General features: G+C 42.8%; 22 protein-coding genes and 1 riboswitch. Of the genes, 9 read left to right on the forward strand and 13 right to left on the reverse strand.

The features are described from left to right. Positions 1-20 precede the first annotated feature (20 nt). The 3 genes from SNE25_RS00610 to tilS form a co-directional block, all read right to left on the reverse strand. Complete coding sequence (locus SNE25_RS00610; protein WP_321563150.1) at positions 21-986, reverse strand: hypothetical protein; 966 nt, start codon at positions 984-986, stop codon at positions 21-23. Positions 987-1141: 155 nt separating this feature from the next. Continuing rightward, positions 1142-1630 (reverse strand): hypothetical protein, encoded by a 489-nt coding sequence (locus SNE25_RS00615; RefSeq protein WP_321563151.1) that lies wholly within the window; start codon positions 1628-1630, stop codon positions 1142-1144. Beyond that, positions 1627-2964, reverse strand: coding sequence for a tRNA lysidine(34) synthetase TilS (gene tilS / locus SNE25_RS00620; RefSeq protein ID WP_321563152.1), 1338 nt, complete (start codon positions 2962-2964; stop codon positions 1627-1629). The genes SNE25_RS00615 and tilS overlap by 4 nt, the downstream gene beginning before the upstream one ends. A gap of 54 nt (positions 2965-3018) precedes the next feature. Between tilS and SNE25_RS00625 the strand changes: the two genes are divergently transcribed. Further along, on the forward strand, positions 3019-5706 hold the full coding sequence (locus tag SNE25_RS00625) for an OstA-like protein (protein ID WP_321563153.1): 2688 nt from the start codon (positions 3019-3021) through the stop codon (positions 5704-5706). 14 nt (positions 5707-5720) lie between these two features. Here SNE25_RS00625 and SNE25_RS00630 read toward each other — a convergent pair whose 3' ends face one another. From SNE25_RS00630 to bshA, 3 genes are all read right to left on the reverse strand, one after another. After that, positions 5721-7115, reverse strand: coding sequence for a voltage-gated chloride channel family protein (locus SNE25_RS00630; protein WP_321563154.1), 1395 nt, complete (start codon positions 7113-7115; stop codon positions 5721-5723). A gap of 205 nt (positions 7116-7320) precedes the next feature. Continuing rightward, positions 7321-7385: riboswitch (Fluoride riboswitch) on the reverse strand. An 85-nt stretch (positions 7386-7470) separates the two neighbouring features. Next, on the reverse strand, positions 7471-7662 hold the full coding sequence (locus SNE25_RS00635; RefSeq protein WP_321563155.1) for a hypothetical protein: 192 nt from the start codon (positions 7660-7662) through the stop codon (positions 7471-7473). Between the two features lie 198 nt (positions 7663-7860). After that, positions 7861-9015, reverse strand: a complete 1155-nt coding sequence (gene bshA / locus SNE25_RS00640; RefSeq protein WP_321563156.1) for an N-acetyl-alpha-D-glucosaminyl L-malate synthase BshA — start codon at positions 9013-9015, stop codon at positions 7861-7863. A 122-nt stretch (positions 9016-9137) separates the two neighbouring features. Between bshA and SNE25_RS00645 the strand changes: the two genes are divergently transcribed. After that, positions 9138-9560, forward strand: coding sequence for a VOC family protein (locus tag SNE25_RS00645; RefSeq protein ID WP_321563157.1), 423 nt, complete (start codon positions 9138-9140; stop codon positions 9558-9560). Between the two features lie 319 nt (positions 9561-9879). On the opposite strand, the gene SNE25_RS00650 is transcribed toward SNE25_RS00645, so the two are convergent. The 4 genes from SNE25_RS00650 to SNE25_RS00665 all read right to left on the reverse strand — a co-directional run bounded on the left by SNE25_RS00650 (position 9880) and on the right by SNE25_RS00665 (position 13366). Further along, positions 9880-10263, reverse strand: a complete 384-nt coding sequence (locus SNE25_RS00650) for a VOC family protein (protein WP_321563158.1) — start codon at positions 10261-10263, stop codon at positions 9880-9882. A 96-nt stretch (positions 10264-10359) separates the two neighbouring features. Continuing rightward, on the reverse strand, positions 10360-11172 hold the full coding sequence (locus tag SNE25_RS00655) for a helix-turn-helix domain-containing protein (protein ID WP_321563159.1): 813 nt from the start codon (positions 11170-11172) through the stop codon (positions 10360-10362). A gap of 180 nt (positions 11173-11352) precedes the next feature. Beyond that, positions 11353-12594, reverse strand: a complete 1242-nt coding sequence (locus SNE25_RS00660; RefSeq protein WP_321563160.1) for an MFS transporter — start codon at positions 12592-12594, stop codon at positions 11353-11355. A gap of 256 nt (positions 12595-12850) precedes the next feature. Further along, entirely contained in the window at positions 12851-13366 is a 516-nt protein-coding gene (locus SNE25_RS00665; protein ID WP_321563161.1) for an OmpH family outer membrane protein, read from the reverse strand. A 271-nt stretch (positions 13367-13637) separates the two neighbouring features. Here SNE25_RS00665 and SNE25_RS00670 point away from each other — a divergent pair, with 271 nt between their 5' ends. Continuing rightward, entirely contained in the window at positions 13638-13877 is a 240-nt protein-coding gene (locus SNE25_RS00670) for a putative periplasmic lipoprotein (RefSeq protein ID WP_321563162.1), read from the forward strand. 265 nt (positions 13878-14142) lie between these two features. Continuing rightward, complete coding sequence (locus SNE25_RS00675) at positions 14143-14874, forward strand: hypothetical protein (protein WP_321563163.1); 732 nt, start codon at positions 14143-14145, stop codon at positions 14872-14874. Positions 14875-15005: 131 nt separating this feature from the next. Here SNE25_RS00675 and SNE25_RS00680 read toward each other — a convergent pair whose 3' ends face one another. From SNE25_RS00680 to SNE25_RS00690, 3 genes are all read right to left on the reverse strand, one after another. Then, a complete protein-coding gene (locus tag SNE25_RS00680; protein ID WP_321563164.1) occupies positions 15006-16841 on the reverse strand; it encodes a serine hydrolase domain-containing protein in 1836 nt (611 codons plus the stop codon). Continuing rightward, positions 16828-18459, reverse strand: a complete 1632-nt coding sequence (locus SNE25_RS00685) for an amidohydrolase (protein ID WP_321563165.1) — start codon at positions 18457-18459, stop codon at positions 16828-16830. The genes SNE25_RS00680 and SNE25_RS00685 overlap by 14 nt, the downstream gene beginning before the upstream one ends. Before the next feature lie 123 nt (positions 18460-18582). Continuing rightward, complete coding sequence (locus SNE25_RS00690) at positions 18583-18897, reverse strand: hypothetical protein (RefSeq protein ID WP_321563166.1); 315 nt, start codon at positions 18895-18897, stop codon at positions 18583-18585. Between the two features lie 75 nt (positions 18898-18972). On the opposite strand from SNE25_RS00690, the gene mutL reads away from it, so the two are divergent. The 5 genes from mutL (at position 18973) to cysS (ending at position 25181) form a co-directional block, all read left to right on the forward strand. Further along, on the forward strand, positions 18973-20835 hold the full coding sequence (gene mutL / locus SNE25_RS00695; protein ID WP_321563167.1) for a DNA mismatch repair endonuclease MutL: 1863 nt from the start codon (positions 18973-18975) through the stop codon (positions 20833-20835). A gap of 21 nt (positions 20836-20856) precedes the next feature. After that, positions 20857-21576, forward strand: coding sequence for a rhomboid family intramembrane serine protease (locus SNE25_RS00700; RefSeq protein ID WP_321563168.1), 720 nt, complete (start codon positions 20857-20859; stop codon positions 21574-21576). A 33-nt stretch (positions 21577-21609) separates the two neighbouring features. Then, a complete protein-coding gene (locus tag SNE25_RS00705) occupies positions 21610-22488 on the forward strand; it encodes a rhomboid family intramembrane serine protease (RefSeq protein WP_321563169.1) in 879 nt (292 codons plus the stop codon). Further along, positions 22478-23593, forward strand: a complete 1116-nt coding sequence (locus tag SNE25_RS00710) for an endonuclease/exonuclease/phosphatase family protein (protein ID WP_321563170.1) — start codon at positions 22478-22480, stop codon at positions 23591-23593. The genes SNE25_RS00705 and SNE25_RS00710 overlap by 11 nt, the downstream gene beginning before the upstream one ends. A 124-nt stretch (positions 23594-23717) precedes the next feature. Continuing rightward, a complete protein-coding gene (gene cysS, locus SNE25_RS00715) occupies positions 23718-25181 on the forward strand; it encodes a cysteine--tRNA ligase (protein ID WP_321563171.1) in 1464 nt (487 codons plus the stop codon). Positions 25182-25183 lie beyond the last annotated feature (2 nt).

Consider the following 25183-nt stretch of genomic DNA (forward strand, 5'->3'; position numbering starts at 1 on the left):
ATTTTCTGGTCTCACAAATCTTATTTTTTACTCTCCCCACGTGCAGACGTTTTTCCTTGTACATGTAAAGTTATATTGCTCGAGTGCATAAAGCCAAGCGTAGTACCCGGAATAATTTTAAAATAATATTTTAAATAGCTATCCATCACGCTTTGCGAAAGATGGATATATGATTTTTGAGCCTCTTCGCCAACCATTGAAAAGTCAATTAGCGGACGCAGGTAATGCATCTCGCCCCTGTCATCTACGCAAGCCGTAAACGAATAATAAAAATCGGCATAAGCTTTATCAATATTGATATCATATTCCGGGCTAAGATAATCGGTAGCGGTATCAAAATTATTCATGATATCGGGCTTTGTACGCAACTGTTTGGCGGTTACCAAAGGGCTTTTGCTTATGAACTGAACAGGGTGCCTGGCTGCAAAAGCCTTGGTAATATCTTTATTGGCCTTGATCACTAATGATTTTACAAACTGTGTGTCGCGGCGACTTGGTCGTCTTAATGTCGCGGTATCGGAGTGTAATACGTTTTTGATATAATTATCTGCATAAAACAACATATACACTTTTGATCCATTAATCTCTATCGAGTCGTTCTTAGCTTTAAGTATTTCCAGTACCAAACTGTCTTTATTCATTTTTTTAACCCTGAGCCAAGCCCTTGCTGTATTGAAGACAGAATCATACCCACGACTAAGCGGGAAATTAAGGAATTGCTTTTTGATAGGACTGTATACACTTGCTGAATCGTCAGACACAAAATTTATCTGCCATTGAGGCTCCAGTTGGTATCCATAAGCATTTAACGCAAGGCCATTCTTTTGAAGCCGCTGCACTTCACTGTAATGTATTCCTTGAATTGGTTTAAATGATATAAGCTGCTTTTTGCTACTACTTGAACTTGCATTATTGCATGCGGTATATATAATTGAAATTACGACCAGCAATATTGGCCCGAAAGCTTCTATTAATTTTTTATTCATATTAAACATTTCGGTTTAAATATATAATTCAACAAGTTGATATAAATGGTTTTGTGGTAATAATGTTTGCACGCAACTTCATTTTGCAAAACCGAAGGCTGAAAATAAACAGAAGATTGTTGGGAATGCTGAGGTAACAAAAAATGGCAGGTAAATTAATTTACTTTTTTCATTTCTTCCTGTATGGCCCGTAAAAACTCATTGGCATGCTGCGAGCCAATGATGTACAGCAGGCCGTCCCTGTCTGTAAGGTGAATAGCATCATTACCCGCTGCGTAAAAGCGAATAGTTCCTTTAGTATGCAGGTTATATACCGGATTATTGAACAGGTAACGGCTGTATATACCTTTTTCAACCTTAACAATACTGTTCAGGTCAATTTTTACCAGGCGGGCTGTCCACAAACCGTTAAGCAATATGCTTTTGTTTTGCACCCTGGTACCAAAATGAAGCAAAAAACCCATGATAATGGATATAATGATAATGGCAAAGCCAACTACCACCAGCAGGTCGCCGTTGCGTTCACGTTCATCGGTAAAAAAATAGGCTGCAAAGCAAAACATGGCCAAAACCAGGCGTATGGTAATAGGTATAAATTCCCTGCCGAGGTACTGTTTTTCTACAAAGATCGGTTTATCGCTCATCTTAATTTGTACAGTTCGAAGATAGTAACTTTTTTAGTGTTATTGTTTACTTTATACCTTTCATCGGGCCGGTAACTGCCTACCCATATCACATCGCCGTTGCCATTTACAAGCAAAGGCACTTCATTTTTTTGATGCAGCGCTATTTTCTGGCCGATGAAAAAATCGCTGAGCTTTTTTCGCCCCTTCATCCCCAGCGGATAAAAATGATCGCCCTCCTGCCATGCCCGCACGGTTAATGGAAATATCAGCAGGGCCGAATCAACCGACACCGCCATCGGATTGTCTTTTACAATCAACGGGCTATCATCATGCAAAATATTCAACTTATAATTGCCATAATGCACCTCCCGTGTTTTCTCTGCAATTAGCGCAGCTTTCCGCAGTTCGTTTGTCTTTTTTTGCAGTATAAACCTGTCACGGTCACGTATCAGCAAAAACCCTGCAGACTCAAATACCCTTCCCGGGTGTTTATCCAATACCGATATCAGATCATCAACGGTTGTTTCATTAAAACCGTATTCCTGCAGCAATTTAAACAACAATAACCTGATGGGGTTTAACTGCTTTACGTCATCAAGCAACAAATAATTACCATCGGCCCCGTGTCTAATTACAGTTTTTTTAAGTTCGGCTACTTGGCTTTCAAGCAATATTTCCAGGTCGCGAAAGTGTTTCAGGTTGTTTTCAAATGTTTTTTCAAGGCTGGGGTTTAGCTCCTTTAATTTGGGTATCACCTCCAGCCGTAGTTTATTACGGGCGTATTTGGTAGATGAGTTAGAGCTATCCTCCACCAAATCAAGCTTATTATCAACTACCAACGCGGTTATTTCTTCGCGCCTTAAAAATAACAGCGGACGCACCAGATTGCCATTTTTGGGCAAAATACCATGCAAGCCGGCTATCCCGGTTCCGCGCGTAAGGTTTAACAATATTGTTTCAATTGTGTCGTTTTGGTGGTGTGCAAGCGCAATAACCTGGTAGTCTGATTGCTGGCTAACAGTATCAAACCATTGATAACGCAGTTCGCGCGCGGCCATCTGTATAGATATTTTATTGTCGGCCGCATAATTCCGGGTATCAAAATTGATGGTATGGAAAGGTACACGAAGCCGGTTGGCCAGATTGTTGCAAAACTCCTGGTCGCGCAAGGCCTCGTCGCCACGCAGCTGAAAGTTACAGTGTGCAATGCCAAAGGTGTAGCCCGCCGCTTTTAACAGGTGAGCCATTAAAACAGAGTCGGTGCCACCGCTTACAGCAGCTAAAATTTTGCTGCCGGCGGCAAATAGATTATTTTGTTCAATAAAATCAACAAACTGTTTAACTGGTAGCATTCACCAAAATTATTAATTTAATAACCCCAACAAAAAACTAATTTTGCCAACGCAATGAAATATGTTTTAAGCTTTTTGTTATTGATGGTGGCAGGGGTTGTTATGGCCCAAAAAACCAAAAAGTCAATTGTAAATTTAATACAATCAGAAAGCAGCTCCTTTGCCAAAATTAACGGACGCGATGTAATTAAGGTTTACAAGGGAGTTTTCAAACAGGATTTCTCCATCTTACGATCAGACAGCGCTTATTTTTACCCCAATGAAAATGCTTTCGACGCATTCAGGAATGTAAATATTAACCAGGGCGATACGCTCAATATTTTTTCGGATAAGCTAAACTACAATGGTAATACTAAGCTGGCCATATTAACTGATAATGTAAAAATGGTTGACCGTGATGCCACCCTAACAACCAATTTCCTTACTTATAATACAGCTACCCGTATAGGCACCTATACCAGTGGCGGCAAACTGGTGAATAAAGACAATGTGCTTACCAGTAAAAACGGATACTACTTTGCTAAATCTCGCGACTCGTATTTCCGTTATGATGTAGTGCTTACCACAATTGACGCTATTATAAAGACCGACACCTTACGGTATAATACCGGCACCCGTATATCTTATTTTTACGGACCTACCAATATTTATGGAAAAAAAGATAAAGACACACTTTATACCGAAAACGGCTTATATAATACCGTAACCGAACAGGCTTTTTTTGGCAAGCATAATTTATATAAACAAGGTACAAAATCATTAAAAGGCGATAGTCTATTTTATGACAGGTTGAAGGGATATGGCCGCGCGGTTAAAAACATCACCTTTAACGATAACGAACAAAAAATTACACTGAAGGGCGATCTGGGCACTTATTACAAGGCTGATGAGCGAACAGTGGTTACCCAATATGCCTACGTAGTAATGATTACCGAACAAAAGGATACCACCAAAACGGATTCGGCCGCAGGCAAAGCCCCGCCCCAGCTGGCCCAAAATAAAAACCCCAAAGCTACTGCTACCGATGCCAAAAAAATAACCAATATGGCCAAAATGGTTGAAGAGCTTAAACCCAAAGGGATAGTGGGCAAAGCCGACTCGGCAAGGGCTGATTCGGCGGTAAAGGCGTTGGCTGCGCAGGGTAATAATGTTAAAAAGGAAGATGTAAAAAAGATCACTAATCTGGCACGGATGGCGGAGGACCTGAAACCAAAAGGGATAATTAGTAAAACCGATTCGTCAAAAGCCGACTCCACACTCAAGGCCCTCACTTCGCATGCGAAAAATATAAGACCAGGGGATGTTGCTCAGAATTTGGCAAATGTGGAGAAGGTAGCCGGGAACATTAAAAATATCAAGACTAAAGGAGATAAACTGCCCGCGGCATTGGCGGATACGGCTAAGAAGCCCGAGAAAATAAAACGCGATTCGATATTTATGACTGCCGATACGCTCGAAACGCAGATCATGACCTTTAAGAATCTCAAAATATATCAGGAAAAACAGCGCATGCTGCATTTCAGAGATACAACCGAAAAGGGGATGAGACTGGCTGTTTTAAATGCAAAACTTAAAGGAATGCCAATAGTGTCATTACACATCCCGAAAGATACATCCTACCTGCACAAGGACTTTTTTGGCAAACCAAAAGTTGATTCATCACAAATAAAAAAGGACAGAACAGCTGCAATAAGAAAAGCGAAGCAAGATAGCCTGAGGCAGATACAAATGAAAAAAGACCCGGTTTTTGCAACACGGGAATTTAACACCAGTGATACCGCCAGGGTGAGGATATTGATTGCCCATCATCATGCTAAAATATTCAAATCGGATCTGCAGGGTAAGGCCGATTCTATTTTTTACAGCAACAGCGACTCTACCATACGCTGTTATGTAAAGCCCATGTTCTGGACCCAGGGTTCGCAACTATCGGGTGATACGGTTTACCTGCAAATGCGAAACAAAAAGCTGGATAACATGGAGTTGTTTCCGTCGGCATTTGTAGTCAATATTGAAAAGGATGACTCCGTACACTTCAACCAGGCATCCGGCAGAAAAATGCGCGGCTTTTTCAGGGACGATAAGCTTCACGAGGTATATGTAGCAGTAAATGCCGAAAGCATTTTCTTTAAACGCGACAGTGGAAAGGTGGCCGGCTTGCAGCGATCACTCAGCAGCCGTATCCATGCTGTTTTTAATAAGGGTGAAATAAAAGCTGTTACCTTTTCTACCAAACCTGAGAACCGGTATATCCCGATAAAAAAAGTAACTGACGAGGATAAGGAATTAAAAGGCTTTATCTGGAAACCAAAGGACAGACCTATCTCGAAAGAATCCATTATACCATCGCGTACAAAAAAAATACCGGTGGCAAAATCGCCTCCCAAAACTAAACCTGATAGCTTAAATAAAACAAAAACAGATAGCCTGGGAAGGCCTTTGACAGATAGCTTGGGAAGACCGTTGAACATTAACCAGGATTCGACACAGGCTGGACCTGATACTGTTGAAGCGCGTGGCCACCCTAAAACAGTAAAAGATACGTTGAATCAAACAGCGCCAGAAAAAGCACCTGGTACAAAAGCGGCAAAGGATACCGTAAATAAAGCATCCGGTACAAGCCCTCTGCCCGCAATAAAAACGACTAAAGATACCTTAAACAAAGCGAGAACATTGCCGCCACCGCCAATAAAAGCTGTGAAGGATACGGTGAAAAACCCGGCAAAAAAGCCTGAGGATTAGTGATCAGGTAGTATTTACTTATTTTTATTCCGGGTCCAAAGTCCATACTTTTTCATCTTGTGCCGCACGTAGTTCTGCCGCCGGTTACCGGCTTCGGAAAGGGTGGCCGAGTCTGAAAAACGAGAACCTGTTATTTTAGGCACGCCAATACGTTGTGCGCCATATATACCCGAATGCCCGCTGAAAAAATAAGCTGTAAAACAAGCAACGGCGAAAAATAGCACATACTGTCCGCCAAAAAGCTCAACCCCCATAATGGTGCAGGCCAGTGGTGTATTGGTTGCGCCAGCAAAAACGGCTATAAAACCCAACGCGGCAAATAACCCAACCGGGGCATCCATTAATACGGACAAGGTATTGCCAAGTGTTGCGCCGATATAAAAGAGCGGGGTAACCTCACCGCCTTTAAACCCTGTACCCAGGGTAATGGTAGTATAAATGGTTTTCCAGAGCCAACTCCAGGTATCGGCGCCACCTGCTTGAAAAGCAGACGGAATAGTAACCGCCCCGGCGTGTTCCGCGTCAACTCCCAGGCTCAGGTAATCGGGTTTACCAATAAGCATGGTAATGCTAATAATGAGCAATCCACCCAAAACCGGTATAAGCCACGGCACTGATACCTGTTTAACAAAAAATGTCTTGATGCCATGTACCATATAAGCAAACAGGTAACTGGCCAGTCCGAAAGCCGCGGATGCGATGATGATCTTAAAAAGCAATACAAAGTCAACCGGCAGCCACGCTGAGAACCAATGAGGGGTAATGATGAAAACATCGATATGATAAGCCGTGTGATGAACACCCCAAGCAGCAACAGTTACATCGCCAATAACACTGGCTATGAGACAAGGCAATAAAGCGTTATATTGGATACGCCCCAGGGTGAGCACCTCCAAGGCGAATATGGCGCCGGTTAAAGGGGTGCCAAAAACCGCCCCGAAACCTGCTGCTACGCCAGCCATTAACACAATACTTGTATCGTTTTCGTTCAGCCCAAACCAGTTCCCAAACATTTGGGCAATACTGCCGCCAATTTGCACTGCTGTGCCCTCACGCCCGGCCGAGCCGCCAAAAAGATGGGTAATAATAGTTGTTATGAGCACAATAGGCGCCATACGCTTAGGCACACCGCCACCCGGCTCATGAATTTCGTCGATAATCAGATTGTTCCCCTTTTCGGCATTGCCGCCTGCCAGCTTATAAATAAAATATATGAGCACCCCGGCAAGCGGCAAAAAATACAGTGTATATGGATTACGGAACCTGAAATGGATCACAAAATTAAGCAGCCATAAAAAAAAAGCCACTGTGCTGCCTATGACTATAGCAATGGGAATGATAATGAATGTCCACCGAAGCAGATGTTTCAATATAGAAAAATGTTCGGACGTAAAAATTTTATCTTTCATTTTATGGAAGGCAAATTTAGGTTTAATATGGCGGGATTAAGGCACACGAAAACGCTTCCGGACCTGCCGGAAATTTTCGGCGCAAGATCACAGGAAGACAGCAGCAATTGCAGCCATAAATTATGATCGGAGATTTTGAATGAGATTGGTTGAGTTTTTTTTTCCACCTACAAAAAATCAGCACAGGTCAAATCCTGTGAGTTAATTAATTGTAGGCGCCATCAGCTTTTCAGGGCGGTTAGTTAGGAAGACACCATTTCCTTTATGACAAATATAACTTCTTTTTTTAAAAGCACATAATTATCAGGGGAATGTTTATGAACAAACCCGCTATTAAATAGATTGGCACTCGTTTTTAAACAGCCAGTTCAACCTCTTTAATTGAGATGAATAATAAACGGCCCTGGTATTCAACCCAAAGGTCGGCGAAACCATTACCGTCGTAACCCAAAAACTTCATGAAGGGATTACTTATATTTAAATTCTTCCATCTTTTACCAATGTACTTAAGTAATTGACCACGCTTTAGGGTTGTGTGCTTTGCCATAAGTTTTAATTTTTAAAAGTGAAACAATAAACTAAGTTAATTAACATCCACAACAAATTTTAACCTTTAGAAAATAAATTTTCATTTGTATCAGGCATATTACATCAGAAAAATGCTAAGATCCTCAGGTTCAATAAAAAAGGGAATTCGTTTAAATCTAACAAATTCCCTTTGAATAAGTTGTTGAACCTGATAAAATTATTTCACTTTGCCAGGACACAAAACCTTGCATTTATCAATTACCTCCAGGTAATAGTTCTCATACAGTGGTAAAATGGTGGCCAGGTCAAATTCTTTAGCGCGGGCCAATGCGTTTTCTTTAAATGTAGCAAGGCGGGTTTCGTCCTCCAGTATGTAAATAGCCTTTTCGCCCATACCTTCCACATCACCAACATCTTTCAGAAACCCGGTTACGCCATCTACGTTTAATTCGGGCAGGCCCCCGGCATTCGTGCTAATTACCGGAACTTTGCAGGCCATTGCCTCCAGTGCCGCCAAACCAAAACTTTCTGACTGCGACGGCATCAGGAATAGATCGGCCACAGAAAGTATTTCTTCTATAGCATCTTGTTTGCCTAAAAAGCGCACATTTTCGGTAACATCAAGATCGCGGCATAATTGCTCACAGGCCGAGCGTTCAGGCCCGTCGCCTACCATTAATAACTTTGAGGGGATTGCCTTTACTACCCTGGCAAATATCTTAATCACATCCTCGGTACGCTTTACCTTACGGAAGTTAGAGGTATGCACCAGTATTTTTTCGCCAGAAGGGGCTATGGCTTTTTTAAAATGGTCTTTAGCTTTAAGGCTGAAACGGTTAAGATCAATAAAGTTAGGGATCACCCTTATATCATTCTCGATATCAAAAAACTCATATGTATCTTTCCTCAGGTTTTCAGATACCGCGGTTACGCCGTCAGATTTATTGATAGAAAAGGTAACTACCGGATTAAAGGTACGGTCTTTACCAACCAGCGTAATATCAGTACCATGCAGGGTGGTAACCACCGGTATATATATACCAAAGGTTAATAGTATTTGCTTGGCCATAAACGCCGCCGAAGCATGCGGAATAGCGTAATGAACGTGCAGCACATCAAGCTGCTCATGGCGCACCACATCGACCAAACGGCTGGCCAGGGCCAGTTCATAGGGTGGAAAATCAAACAGCGGGTAGTTGGATACCGATACCTCGTGGTAAAATAAGTTTTCAGAAAAAAGGTCTAAACGGGCTGGCTGGTTATAGGTAACAAAGTGAACCTGATGCCCCCGGTCTGCAAGGGCCTTACCAAGTTCTGTGGCAACTACCCCGCTTCCGCCGAAGGTTGGGTAACAAACAATTCCGATCTTCATTAATGCGTTGATTTTGGATGCAAGTTTAACAGCAATTTATGGCAAATGTGTTAAGGCTGTGTAAAATGATTTAACTTAGATAGTTTACTTGGTTCAACGAAATATTTATAAATATACTAACAATGGAAAACATCATCAATTTAAAGATCAACGGTATACAGCACATCGGCGTGCCGGTAACCGATATTAAAGTGTCGCAAGCATTTTATACCCGACTGGGCTTTAAGAATGCAATGGAAGCGCCGTTTACCGACAAGGGGAAAAAGGGTACCTGCATCATGATGCAGCGCGGCAATATGATCATGGAGTTATATCAGCTACCGCAAGCCTCCTTAGCGGCGATCAGGAGCAGGGGTGATGGCCATGTTGACCACGTGGCGTTTGATGTGAGCGACATTGACGAGACTTTCAGCACAATTAAAGCCGCCGGCTTTAACGTGATAGAGGAAGCGCCGGTATTTCTCCAGTTCTGGAAAAACGGGTGCAAGTATTTTAACATCACCGGACCCGATGGCGAACGGTTGGAATTTAACCAGATACTCTAATGTGTTCATAAATTGCAGGGGTGTTCGTTTTTTGAAAGTGCGAACACCGCGAACATCCACGAACGGGTGCGAACACCTGCGAACAGTCGCGAACGCAACCGAACAGGTGCAAACACGACATTCCAGAGCGGTAGCCTGTCAGCCTGAGCTTGTCGAAGGGTCGAGCGCGGAGGCCTGCCCACCATACTTCGACAAGCTCAGCATGGCAACCTCCCTACATAACTAACTATCATTCTTCCCCTTCAGCAGATAAGCTTCGGATGAAAGCGGGCAGAACATGGTGGGGCTTGCGCGGCGGCGGGGGCATAGCAAGTCTTTACTATAAAGGATTAGTAACCCACCAGGTATTGCCAAAAGGATCCTTTACACCTGCACTGCGACCGTAGGGCTGGTCGGCGGGCTGCATGACGCTTTCTGCGCCGTTGTCTATCGCTTTTTTATAGGTTTCATCGCAGTTATCAACATAAATGAACATGCCTGCATTTTGCTTCTGATAGGTATCGGTACAATCGGCAAACATAATGGTGCTGCCTTTAATGTTTATTTCGGCATGCATAATGGTATTCTTGTCGCGCATGTGTTTGTACTGTTCTGTGGCGCCAAATACATTTTGCGTAAACGTCATAAATTTTGCCCCATCCTCTATAATAAGGTATGGCATAATACGCTGATAATTTTCGGGGATGCTTTTTATTGTTTCCATATTGATATGCTTTTATTCAAAAATAACAAGTCGTCATTTGTCGAAATTGTAAAAACAAGACATTTTTTGTTGGTTCAGATAATTCTTGAATGCTAATTACCCGTTAGCATTACGGTATTCGGTACCCTCGGCCCTGCCCGAAAAATAAAAGGAAGGATGATACCCGGTAAAAACTTTAACATCATGTATAAAGTGCGATTGGTCATAGTAACCGCATTCCAGCGCTATTTGTGTTAATGTTTTATGGTTGTTGTATTGTTGAATAGCGTTTTGCAGGCGCACCAGCCGCAAATAGATTTTGGGGCTAAACCCCGCATATTCTTTGAAACGCCTGTCGAACTGCCTTACCGAAAGATTAAAGGTATCGGCCAGTTGCGCTACTGTTTGATGCTGTTTGGAATGAATTACTTGGCGAATAGAAGTGATAATACGGTCGTCTGTTTTTACGTTATGGCGCAGGCGCATCAGTAAAAAATCGCTCAGGATACCGGCCCTTTCCTGGTTATCTTGTGCCAGTATAATCCGCTCTTCCAGTTCACGGCCGGCACAGCCTAAAAAAGTATCATAATCAAGCGCGAGGTTGGTTGTTTGGCTGCTGGGAATATTAAAAAGGCGCGGAACAGCAAACGGATATATATAAGCGCCAAAAATGCCGAAGCTCTCACGGGTTATAAACCGCCGATAGGTATCAGTCTGGAATTGGATGCCCGACGGATCGCTGTTCTGCTCACCCTGTTCGGTTATCTCATCAAAACCCGCGCGGTAATGAAACACCATTTCGGTACAGCTATCGGCTATCGACCGGTAAACGTACTCTGGCTCCCTGGCCGAAAGCTCGTGCTCCAGTACCCAAAAAAACCTTACAAAAGGTTTTAATATTTCCGGTGGCGCTATGGTGTAGTACTTCATGCTTTATTTCTACTGCTCTGCTGCGGGCCGTTGTCTTTTCATAAAGTTAGAGTTTATTGTTTTTATTTTAGCATTGAGCATCAGCAGTTTATTAAATTATTACAGCACAATAGGGCATGCAAAACAAAAAGCCCTTGCCAAAATGGCAAGGGCCCTGAATATGTGAGTCGTAGCTGGAAATTATGCCTTTGCTGCGATTTCTAAAGCAACTGGTTCTTTCTCCCTTATTTTGGAGATTAAAAACATGATAACCGCCGACAGTATAATGGGCATCAGATAACTGAAACTAAGGTTTCGTTCGTCTTTCGCGGGTACAATATTCACAATGCCGTAACTTAAAAACGAAACAATAACATAAGTAATGCCGCCGGTAAGGCCGCTGGCAATGCCCGCGTTTTTAGGAAATTTGCCCAGGCAAAATGTAAAGTAGTTATTAAAGGTATAGCCCGCGCATACATGTATAATAAACGCGAAGAATATGAGCGAATACAGATTGCTGATAAAATTAACGCTGATGATCATCACCGCCACAAAAAGTATCTGTAAGGCTATATTAATTACCATTCTTTTAAAAAACGGGCGGTTAATGGTTGCTTTGCCAATAAAGCCGCCAACCATCCAGGCAAAACCAAGCACCAGTGAGCTGTAACCTGCAATTACCGGCGACAGGTTAAAGTGGTGCTCAATAATAAAAGGCCCGGTCATGTTATACGTCATCACCATACAATAAGCCAGCCCCAGCATTACAATACCAAGGGTAAAACTTGGGGTCTTGATCATACCGGTATAAACCTTTACAATTTTTTGAAAATGAAAATCTGAAAAGTGTACCAGGGTTTCGCCGCTGAAAATAAATTCTAAAACGGCAAACACCACCGCGAAACCGGCCAGAAAATAAAAGTTTGACTCCCAGCCAAAAGCCGTTTGCAGGTAGCCGCCTATAAACGGGGCCACAATAGGCCCGGTTGACCAGATAATAGAAAACAAACTTAAATAATGCTTTAATTTTTCGCCGGCAAACAAATCAACAAAATAAGCCCGCTTGGCTACTATTATAGAGCCAACAGTAACCCCGTGTATCACCCGCATAAGGTATATGAGGTAAATATTATGTGTAGTGGCTATTACCACGCTGGCCGCCGCGAAGACAACTAATGAAACCAAACAAAGCTTATACCGGCCAAAACTGTCCAGTACGCTGCCAATAAATAATTGCGAAACGCCATAACTGATTAAAAAAATACTTAGTGTTAACTGTACCTGGATGCTGCCAACATGCATTTCGCCGGCCATGGTGGGTAACGAGGGTATATAAATATCAGTAGCAAAGCCCGATAAAGGGATGAGGGCAAAGGCCAGTAAAGTAGCGATACCCAGGTGGCGTTCTTTAATGGCTTTTGTTTTTGATGTAAGTGTAATCATAGATACTGCAAAATTAGCATTCTGCAGCTGGCGTAACTATGCGTTTAGAATGGAGAGATACATAAAATCTACGCTTACATCTTAAAAACACACTGAATAACAACACATTAATAAGCAGCAGGGCATAAAATACCCCAATTATGTACGGTGTAAAAATTACACGGGTCAAACAAACCCGTCCATTTGGCGCAAGTATACTGCTGAGTATTCGCAACTCTTAATACGCCAAATGGATAGGATAATATTGATATGGATTTTATTTGATGCCGAGCTTGGTTTTAACAGGTACCATTAAATCTGTCCCGTCGCTTGCTACAAGCAATGGCGATCCCTGTGATGAATCAAGCACATAAGTGATACCTTTTTCTTTGGCAACGGTGTTAACAGCCGTGCGGGCTTTATCTGATAATGGTTTTATCAATTCGTTTGACTTGGCTTCAACCTGCTGCTGGGCGCTGGTCTGAAGATCCTGCATACGTTTTTGAAGGTCCTGAAGCTCATTTTGCTTTGTTGTACGTACAGCATCGGTCATTGTTTTGCTCTGGTCCTGAAATGCCTTTCCTTTGGTTTGCAATTCGTTGTTCATAGCTGTAAGCTGATCAACAAACTGTTTCTGATAGGCATCAATCTGCGGTTTTATTGTTTTGGCCTCGGGCATCTGGCCAACCAGTGCCTGAAAATCAATATATCCGAACTTGGTTTGTGCTTTGGCAAATTGACCGGCAAACAATAAACATACTGCAATTAGGGTGACTTTTACTGTGTTTCTCATACTTAACAATTAAATTCATAAAGGTAAGGGAACGCAATAAACAAGAAATTGTTTTAAATAATAGTTAACTTTTTGAGGATTAATTTCAGGCGCTTTTATTTCCTCCCGATGGTGGCAATCGCACAACCCGACGCTTTTTTATTCTTCCTAATACACTTCTGACAATAACTCCGACGCTTGTCATCACACTATTACATCATTTGCGGCATTCAAGACAGGCACTTATATTTGCCACCGTAAATGCCTTACTTTGTCACTAATCCTAATATCATTGAAAAAACTCGCGTTATTTTTTGTTTCGGCTATTATTTTTGCCGGCTGTTCTAAAAACAAAAATACCAAACCCGACGATGGGAACAAACCACCTGTTGAAACCGTGGTAGACACACTGCTTACGCTAAACCTCACGGTTGAAGATTTGCGTTATTACAGCAGTACTTATTTTGTATGTACCGACGAAAACGGAGAAATATTGAACGAAGTTAAATACGTAAACGGTACAACATCTTAAAAATAACTTCATTAAAGCCGTATGAGAAAGATCGCTTCAATTTTTTTGAGATCAATTTAACTGCCGATTCAACCGTCACAAAATCTGTTATCAAAAGCTATTTACAGGTTAAAAAAGGAAGCCACTATTATGACTCAAACAAACAACTGTTAACAAAGCAGGCTCATGAAGTGGAATATCATTTAAAACATCCTATCTATTTTGATCAGTTTGATATTAGGGGAGATCAGTATGGATATCAGTTAAGAACGCTTGGGGATAGATTATGAAATTGTACCCCGCCGGAAGCGATGATACCAAACTTTATGCGCATTTTAGGATAGGAGGCTATAATGTATACAACTTTTTTGATGTTGGCAAAGGGGGAACCAAGGTTGATATAGACATGACCCAAATAAACAAGACGCCTTTAGCTAAAACCATTACTTCCACCGGAACAAACCTTTCGGTAACTGTACTCGCCAGGCCTGATAAACAATACTATAGCAATTATTTTATAGGAACTATAACCGCTCCGGGCAACCAGGTTAATTATTATTATCCATCAGAGCCTTTTGCAGAATATATTACCAAAATAACGTACAAGCTCGGCAACCTTGATTATTATTTTACCAAAAATAGCAGTATCATTCCTGATAAGACCGATACTTACAATGGCGTAATTAACACCCCAGCTTCAACCCTGGCCACTTTTAAGCCCTCGTTTTCCGGATCAGTTGATTATTATGCAGGTTATTTTGAAAGCGAAAAATCAGGCCCAGGCTTTTACATGCAATTATTTAGCCCAGCCGCGGCATATTCTGCCGGCATAAAATTTCCTGATTTTTCTAAGTATCTGGGGGTGAAGAGTGTTGACCTGAGCAAAGAGACGCTTATATCTTTTGCTCTGTTTAGGGACGGCACCTTTGACGAAACAAGATTTCCGTACAAAGCCAATGGCACTTCGAGTTACCCTGATCTTGACTTAAGGTCGGTTACCCGAAACTACAGACCATAAGGCTATAGTGCATTATTCTTATTATAAATTGTCATTCTGAGGAACGAAGAATCTATTTACCCATCAGATTCTTCGCGATGCTCAGAATGACAATTTTGATTGAACAGCTTTCTTTTAAGACAAGGGTAAACTCACATCCCCATTCCCTTAGCTATCGCTTCATAAACCACATCCTGTATCCGCGGCCTGATGTTAAGGCTGCCCAGTTTGTTGCCGGCATCCGGATGTACACGGTTACTCAAAAATACATATACCAGGTTGCTTTTCGGGTCAACCCATATACAGGTGCCCGTGAAACCAGTATGGCCGTACGTTTGCGGAGAGGCCAGTTTTGAGGGATAATGCCTGTCGGCAATTGGGTCCCAGCGGTCAAAACCCAGCCCACGGCGGCTCACCGCCGATTGCTTGGAAGTAAACAGGTCAACCACTTCGGGTTTAAAATACTGAACGCCACCATAAGTGCCCCGGTTAAGCATCATCTGGTAAATAATGGCCACGTCGTTGGCATCGGCAAACAAACCGGCGTGACCTGCAACTCCACCCATCATGGCGGCGGTTGGGTCATGCACATAGCCATCAAGCAGGCTCTGGCGGTACTCCTGGTCGTTCTCTGTTGGAGGTATGCGGTCGGCACTAAAGCGGTTCAGTGGTAAAAAGCCTGCTGTTTGCATACCCAGCGGCCCGTAAAACTGCTGCTGTACGTATACATTTTCGGGTATAGAGGTAATGCTTTCCACCACCTCTTTCATCAGTAGCATACTCACATCACTGTACACATACTGCCCTCTTGTTTTAAGCGGGGAGTTCAGCATATCGGGCAGCATTACTTCCTTATAATAATCCTTTCTTAAAAAATAGTGATCCGATACCCGCGTCGGGTAAGCTGCCGATGAATCGGTACTATGATCTGCAGGTTTTACCTTTTCAAAGGTCTTAATATCGGGTATCAGCCCGGCCTGGTGCATCAGCAGCTCACGTATCAGCAAATCATTTTTATTGCTTTTGCGGGCCAATGGAATATAGTCGCCAACGGTACCCTCCAAACTTAACTTGCCCTCGTCGGTAAGCTTCATCGCTTCCATGGTGGTAGCGGTTATTTTGGTCATGGAGGCCAGGTCAAATATATCTGTTATACGGTCGGGGATGGTTTTGTCATAAGTATGGTAACCATAGGCTTTGTTAAATATTACCTTACCATCCTTGGCTACCAGCACCACACAGCCGGGGGTTGCATGCTCGGCTATGGCTTCGCGGGCAATATCATCAATGCCGGTAAGGTTATTGGAGTTGATACCTGCATCTTCGGGCACGGTATATTGCAACCTTATTTTATCGGTAATAAAACCCATTCCCGAGGCAAACTGCGGTGAATAGGTACGGGTGAGCTTCTGGGTAACAGGCAAGCCGCCAAAAATGGCTTGAGCGCCATAAAAGGCCGAAACCATCGTTGCCCGTTCGCTCCATAAAATAGGAACGGTAACATTGCTTAGTTTACTCAGCATAGCACCGCCACCAAATGCGGCGACTATTACATTTTTTAGTTTTTGGTTGCTGGTTATAAAATCCATGATCTGCGGATTGTTCAGATCGGCATCAGTTAGCTGGAGTATAATGGTATTATACCATTTCAGATCGGATGACAGGTCGACCAAGGTTTTGGCACCTGTGTAAGCGTTGCCGTCAAATGCATCTACCTTGCTGTATTTATTAAGCAAGCTATCAAAAGGGGCGGCATACTGGTTGGAGAAGTGAACGCTTGCTATCTTTAACTGATCAAGATCTTTCAGCGGTACCAGGTATTTGCTGTTGTTAAATAAAACTGTTGAATGCTCAACCAGTCGTTGTTCGTTAACATAAGCCTGACCAGTAGGTGGTGCGGTAACAGGCGGAATTTGTGCACAGGCGGTATTAAATATTGTAAATCCTAACAGTACTAAAGGCACGCAGCCCCATTTATTTTTTATCATATACTTTTATTCCGTTTATATAGGTTTTAATCACTTTAACTTTTGGCAGTTCGGCTCCTTTGGCCTTCATAATATCCTTATCAAGCATCACAAAATCGGCATATTTTCCTGGCTCCAGGCTGCCTTTTTCTTTTTCTTCAAAATTGGCTTTGGCTGCCCATATGGTTATACCCCGCAGTGCTTCCATACGGCTCAGCGCGTTTTGGGGCTGAAAGCCTCTTGCAGGAAACCCCTTCAGATCTTTCCGTTCTACAGCTGCGTAAAAGGTATATAGTGGGTTAATATTCTCTACCGGGAAATCGGTACCAAGCGGCAGCCACCCGTTTTGTTTTAATAATTGTTTGTTGATATAAGCCGACTTCAGCCGCTCTGTCCCGAGCCTTTTCCCGGCCCAGTACATATCTGAAGTAGCATGCGTAGGCTGCACCGACGGTATAATGTTATAATCACCAAAATATTTAACATCCTCCGGCGATAGTACCTGCGCGTGCTCAATACGCCAGCGTTTATCATTTTTACCTTTTAATATGCCCGCGTAAATTTTCAGCATCAGCCGGTTAGCCGAATCGCCAATGGCATGTGTGCTCATTTGTAAGCCATGAGCGGCAATTTTGGCCGCTACTTCCTGAAAATGCTGTGGACTGCTCAGTAAAAAGCCGTTCCAGTTTTTCTGATCGGTATAAGGTTTTAATAAGCATGCCCCCCTTGAACCCAGTGCGCCATCGGCATAAACCTTAAACCCGCGTACGTTGAGGCCCGGTGTTTTATAAACGCCATGTTTAAACAAGTATTCATAATTCTCTTCTCTGTCACTCAGCATCACAAACAAGCGCATTTTGAGCGTCCCTTTATGCTGCAGTGCGGCAATGGTGTTGACCATGGTGTAAGGCAACCCGCAGTCATCAACAGTAGTTAAACCAACCGCAAAGCAATTTTTCTGGGCCGCCAAAAGCGCGCCTTCAACAATTTCCCCTGTTGGTTCGGGTATTTTACGGGCAACAACGCCAACCGCATTATCTACCAATACACCTGTAAGTTTGCCATTAATGGTTTCAAACTCCCCACCGGTAATGGTTTGGCCGGGTTTTACGCCCGCAATGTTCAAAGCAGCCTGGTTGGCAATAGCAGCATGACCATCAATCCGGCTCAGTAGTACCGGTCGTACCGGGAACAGGGAATCAAGCCGGGCCTTATCCGGAAATTGTTTTTTTGGCCAGTCGTTCTGGTCCCAGCCATGGCCCATGATCCAACCGTCAGTATTCCTATCGGCGTATGCCTCTACCGAATCAACAACCTCGTCCCAACTGTGGGTTCCAACGAGGTTAACCTCCTGCAGTCCCAGCCCGTACTGGTAAAAATGAGCGTGTGCGTCAATAAAACCGGGGTACACCGCGGCTCCGGCCGCGTCAACAACTTCATGGGCAAGATATTCCTGTTCAAGGGTATCTGCATTGCCTACCGCTAAAATTTTGCCTGCTTTTACTACAAACGCGTTAGCGGTGGTAAAGCTGCTGTCGACAGTGTAAACAACAGCATTTTTTACCAAAAGGTCGGCATTATATTCCTTTTGTTTGCAGGCCACAGCAAAGAGGAGCAGCACAGGCAATAATTTCTTCATACGGTAGCTTTAGTATAATGCTGGCAATGTAACTATTAGTGTTATATGTTTATACAATTATCAAATCATAAAGTTATGCCTTCAGCTGTTTAATTTAACATCAAGTTTAAAATCAGCAAGCATTTATTGCTTTTTTAGTTTTTCATAACAGGCATCAAACTGTTCGGCCATCTGTAAAAACTCATCGGCCCAGCCATTTGAAACAGACAGTTCCTGGAATGAGCCGGTTGGCAAAAACATTAAATATACGTTTTCAAGGGTTTGGTAATCGCCCTGCCGAAGTTTTTCTATACTTACCGTTAATTCATCTATAAGTGCAGGGGCAGAGCTAAACTGGGTCCACTCCACATCGGTTTCGGCGTTTACCTTAATAAATATGCTATTTAAAATTTCAATTATTTGTTGAAAGTCATTAAAAGAAGGAATTATAGCAGCCATATTTAGAAATCATAAAGTTATGCCTTCAAATATTTAATTTAGCATCGAATTCGAAATTGGAGGGATTTTTTTTAAATGTCAGATATAATACAGCTTTTACCGGATGCCGTTGCCAACCAGATTGCCGCGGGCGAAGTAGTGCAGCGACCGGCCTCCGCCGTAAAGGAATTAGTGGAGAACGCGATTGATGCCGGCGCCGGAAAAATCCAGCTCATTGTAAAGGATGCGGGCAAATCATTGATACAGGTTATTGATGATGGCTGTGGCATGAGCCTTACTGACGCGCGCATGTGTTTTGAACGCCATGCTACCTCAAAAATACGCAAAGCCGACGACCTGTTTGCCATACGCACCATGGGTTTCAGGGGCGAAGCCATGGCATCCATCGCCGCTATTGCCCAGGTTGAAATGAAAACCCGCCGCCATGAGGACGAGCTGGGCACCTGCATTTTTATCGAAGGCTCCGAAGTAATAAGTCAGGAGGCTTGCTCAGCCAATACCGGCACTTCCATATCTGTTAAAAACCTGTTTTACAATACACCCGCCCGCCGTAACTTTTTAAAAAGCAACCCAGTGGAGATGCGTCATATTATTGACGAATTTCAGCGGGTAGCCTTAGCCCATCCAGAGATATTTTTCACCCTGCACCATGACGGGCAGGAGGTTTACCATTTACCAGGTACCGCGTTAAAACAGCGTATTGTACACCTGTTTGGCAATAATTACAACCAGCGGCTGGTACCTGTTGAGGAAGATACTACGATTATTAACTTACGCGGTTTTGTAGGTAAGCCCGAATTTGCCCGTAAAACCCGGGGCGAGCAGTTCTTTTTTGTAAACAACCGCTTTATTCGTGATGCTTACCTCAACCACGCGGTACTCACAGCTTTTGAAGAGCTGCTGCCCGATGATTGTTTTCCGCTATATGTGTTGTTTATTGATATCGACCCATCCAGAATAGATATTAACGTACACCCCACAAAAACCGAAATAAAATACCAAGACGAGAAAGCCATATATGCTATTATCCGGTCGGCGGTAAAGCGCTCACTGGGCAGGTACAATATTACCCCCAGTTTGGATTTTGACCAGGAAAACAGCATTGAACACCTCATAACACCCAAACCGTTTGAGGAGATCATAGCACCAACCATTTCATTCAATCCTGATTTTAACCCATTTGCCAGCGAGAAAAAACCTGCATCGCGCGAGCACCCTTTTTTAAAGGACAGTGGCAACGATTACCGTAGCAACCCAATACCCCAGAACTGGGATACATTGTACGAGATCAGTAAAAAGGATGCCAATCTGCAGCATGAACTGCACCAGGAAGAACGTATTGAAGTTAATGAACAGGAGGTAAGCAAATCAAGCGAACGACAATTGTTCCAGATCCATAACCGTTTTATCCTGTCGCAGATTAAATCGGGTTTTATGCTGATAGGGCAGCAGGCCGCGCATGAACGTATCTTATACGAACGCTTTTTACAGCAGCTGCAAAACCACTCGGGAGTAAGTCAGCAAAGTTTATTTCCGCAGTCGGTAACGTTAAACGGAAGCGATTTTGAACTTTTAAAAGAGCTTTTGCCCGATATCAGGGCACTTGGTTTTGACATCCGTGAGTTTGGGAAAAACACCGTAGTGGTTGAAGGCATACCTGCCGAATTGAATAATGTGGGCGAGCACGAACTGCTGGAACACTTGCTGGAAGGCTTTAAAAACAACCTGGCTATTTTAAAGGTTGATAAGCGCGATAACCTGGCCCGATCATTGGCGCGCAACGCGGCCATTAAAACCGGCACAAAACTATCGCTCGAAGAAATGAACCAGCTGATTGATCAGCTTTTTGCCTGTCAAATGCCTAACCAGGCATTGAATGGTAAGCCCGTAATCAGTACCTTTACCATGACCGAATTATTAGAACGATTTGAAAAATAGCCTCGCGGCTCTTATTTATATATGAATAGTCAATCACCCTTTGCCAATCTTACAGTGGTTGTAAAAAACCTGCTGATCATTAACCTGATTTGTTTTTTACCCTACATTTTATTCAGACCATTATATCTTGACAAAATAATATTATGGTTTGGCGGGTATTATTTTAACTCGTCTGACTTTAGGCCATGGCAAATTATCACCTACATGTTTTTACATGGGGGTTGGGAGCATATTTTCTTTAATATGTTTGCCTTATTTTCCTTCGGCCCAATTGTTGAATATGCACTTGGCGCTAAACGATTTTTTAATTTTTACTTTTTGTGCGGCATAGGGGCAATCCTTTGCCAAATGGCTGTACAGGCGTTTGAAGTACATGGTATAACGGGGGGCTTTACCATAGCACACCCCGAACTTCAATCGTCGTTTATTCAGTATGGCGAGAAGGCACAAAGTCTTTATGATTTATATCATGCCCCAATAGTAGGTGCATCGGGTGCTATATTTGGCTTACTGATAGCTTTCGGAATGCTTTTTCCAAATATGGAACTTATGATGTTGTTTATTCCTGTTCCTATAAAGGCCAAATACATTATCCCGGTATATGTTGTGGTTGAGCTATTTTTGGGAGTAAAGCAATTTTCGGGCGATTCGGTAGCACATTTTGCGCATTTGGGCGGTGCAATTATTGGTTATATTATGGTAAAAGTTTGGCGGCTACAACGGCCAAACAATTTTTATTAATATTGGTAGTTATCAAGTAAACGGAACTTCTTTATGAGTACCCTTTGGCAAAATATTCAATATAAAATGCTTCGGTCAGGCAATAAGTTAAATTTGCTTATTGGCATTAACGTTGCTGTTTTTTTGATCATTAATGTTTCGGCTGTTATTGAACACCTTTTAACCAGCTTTAACCAGCCCAGCATGATTGCCTATTATGCTAATGAATATTTTGCCACCACTGCCTATCTGCCTAAATTACTTACCCGCTTCTGGACGCCGTTCACCTACATGTTTATGCATGAAGGAATTTTACATATCCTGTTCAATATGTTGTGGCTTTACTGGATGGGACGGATATTTGAAGAATACCTGGGCAATAAACGTACGGTAGGCCTGTATATTATGGGCGGCCTTGCAGGGGCTTTCTTTTATATTACCTGTTTTAATATTTTCCCGGCGTTTACGCACAACCCTGCATTGCAGGCAGTTCCTGCGGTAGGCGCTTCGGCCAGTGTTATGGCAATTATGGTTGCAACAGCTACCCTATTGCCTAATTATACCATATCGTTATTGCTATTTGGGCCGGTGAAATTAAAATGGCTGGTAGGTGTCACCTTAATTATCGACTTTTTATTAATTGTGGGCAGCAACCCGGGCGGCGAAATTGCTCACCTGGGCGGCGCTTTATTTGGTTTCATCTACATTAAGCAACTTCAAAAAGGACACGACTGGGTAACCGGCATCGGCAACATATTCAAATCAAGGCCCAAATTAAAAGTAGTTGCCAAAAACACAGGTAAAAACAACGCTGAGTACCCCCGACAAGAAGAGATTGACCGCATTTTGGATAAAATATCGCAATCCGGCTATGATAGCCTGAACAAGCAGGAAAAAGAAATTTTATTTCGCGCGAGCAATAATGAGAGCTAAACGAAAACAAAGCTTTATTGGTAAAATACTATTATGGATAAACCTGTTGCTTTGTTTCGCCCTCCTGTTAAGCTATTTAGCTCCTCAAATTAACCCCTCAAAGGTATGGATACTGGCCTTTTTCGGCCTGGCCTATCCATTACTGCTGATACTCAATCTCATGATGATGGTTTATTGGCTGCTACGCAGAAGGTGGCAGTTCGCCCTTTCCTTTATCACCATTTTAGCCGGTTATAATACTTTGCTAAATAATATAGGTTTCAGGTTTTCCGGGGCCGAAGCAGCAAAACCAGCTGTTGAAAACGCCATAAGGGTAATAACCTATAATGTACATAATTTTAAGCGCTATGGTTCTAACAATGATGCATCAACCAAACATCAGATTTTAACCATGCTTAGCCAGCAACAGCCCGATATTATCGGTTTCCAGGAGTTTTATACCAAAAATAAAGGACAATATGAAATGCGCGACTCCATTATAAAAATTATGGGTGCTGATAATTTTTATTTTGAGCCTTTTAATTTTAACAGTAGCGAAGCTATAGGCATGGCCATATTTTCCAGGTTCCCGATAGTAGGTAAGGGCATGATCCATTTTTCTGCTTCCAAATCCGAGAATCAGTGCCTGTATGTGGACGTAAAGAAGGGCCAAAAAACCTTTCGCCTGTACAGCGTGCACCTGCAATCTATCCGTTTTGACCCAGAAGATTATAAATACCTCGACAGTGTTTCAAAAAAAGGCAAAACGGATATACAATCAACCAAAAGGCTGGGTGGTAAGTTAAAAACCGCTTTCATTAAAAGGAGTGAGCAGGTATTTAAAGTAAAGGAACATGCCGCCAAATGCCCTTACCCCTACCTGATCACCGGCGACTTTAATGATACTCCTGCCTCATTCGCCGTTAATCAAATGGCCAGGGGCTTAAAAAACACGTTCCGCGAAAAAGGATCGGGATTTGGCCGCACTTATAATGGCGACTTCCCCAATTACCAGATTGATTATATTATGGCAAGCCCGCAATTTGACGTGCTTACCTATAAGATCATTGAAAAAAAACTGTCAGACCACTTCCCCCTGCGCAGCGATGTAGTGCTTGCCAATTAAAGTCTCCGGCATTTTATCAAAACAAACTATCCGGATTATTTTTTTACTTTTCCAATACGCGCCGGCCAATATTTACCCTACACTACCATTAACTTGAAATTGAAAAAATCGTAAGTTTGCGCTCATGGAACAAAATTTGTTTGTTTACAATACTTTAACTCGTAAAAAAGAAGAATTTAAACCGCTTAACGCGCCGCATGTAGGCATGTACGTATGTGGCCCAACTGTTTACAGTGATGTGCATTTGGGCAATTGCCGCACTTATATATCATTCGACCTGATGTTCAGGTATCTTACTCATATTGGTTACAAAGTACGCTACGTTAGAAACGTGACTGACGCCGGTCATCTGGAAGGCGATGGCGGAGATGAGGGAGAAGACAAAATATCAAAAAAAGCAAAATTAGCTCAATTGGAGCCAATGGAAATTGTACAGAAGTACACCGTTGGCTTTCACGAGGTAATGCAAATATTTAATACGCTGCCGCCAAGTATTGAACCAACCGCAACAGGCCATATTATTGAACAGATTGAACTGGTTAAGGTAATATTGGAAAAAGGCTTTGCCTATGAGGTTGACGGCACCGTTTATTTTGACGTTGAAAAATACAACAGCACCAAAAACTATGGTATACTCAGCGGCCGTAATCTCGAAGATCTGTTAAATAATACCCGTACACTAGGTGGCCAGGAAGAGAAACACGGCAAGCTTGACTTTGCCTTGTGGATAAAGGCAAAACCCGAACACCTCATGAAGTGGCCTTCGCCCTGGGGTGTTGGCTTTCCGGGATGGCACCTGGAATGCTCGGCCATGAGCCAGAAGTACCTGGGAAACCAGTTTGATATACATGGCGGCGGCATTGACCTGGTACCTACCCACCATACCAATGAAATTGCACAGCATGTAGCCTGCTGCGGTAAAAACCCGGCCAATTACTGGGTACATACCAATATGCTTACCGTGAATGGTCAAAAAATGTCGAAATCATTGGGGAACAGCTTTTTACCGCATGAACTTTTTACTGGTAATAACTCTATACTCAATAAGGGCTACAGCCCTATGACCGTTCGCTTTTTTATGCTGCAGGCCCATTATCGCAGTACCCTTGATTTTGGCAATGAAGCTATGGAAGCATCAGAAAAGGGCTTTAAACGCTTAATGAATGCATTTGCCCTGCTAAACGGCTTAAAAGCAAGTAACACTACCGAAGTAGAGATTGAGCCTTTAATGCAGCGCTGCTACGCGGCCATGAACGACGACTTTAACAGCCCGGTACTTATTGCCGAATTGTTTGAGGCATCGCGCATTATTAACTCAGTACACGATGGTAAAATGAAGATTGATGAGCCGAATTTGCAGTTGCTTAAAACGCTCATGAATACTTTTGTGCTTGACGTGCTGGGCCTAAAAGATGAACAGGCCGACAATGATGACCTGCCCAACATCCTGAACCTGATAGTTAACTTAAGGAGTGAGGCAAAAGCCAGTAAGGATTATGCCATGTCTGATAAAATACGTGATGGTTTAGCTCAAATAGGATTCCAGCTAAAAGACAGCAAAGAAGGCACTCACTGGAGTAAAGCGTAATT

Source organism: Mucilaginibacter sabulilitoris (assembly GCF_034262375.1).
GTDB lineage: Bacteria > Bacteroidota > Bacteroidia > Sphingobacteriales > Sphingobacteriaceae > Mucilaginibacter > Mucilaginibacter sabulilitoris.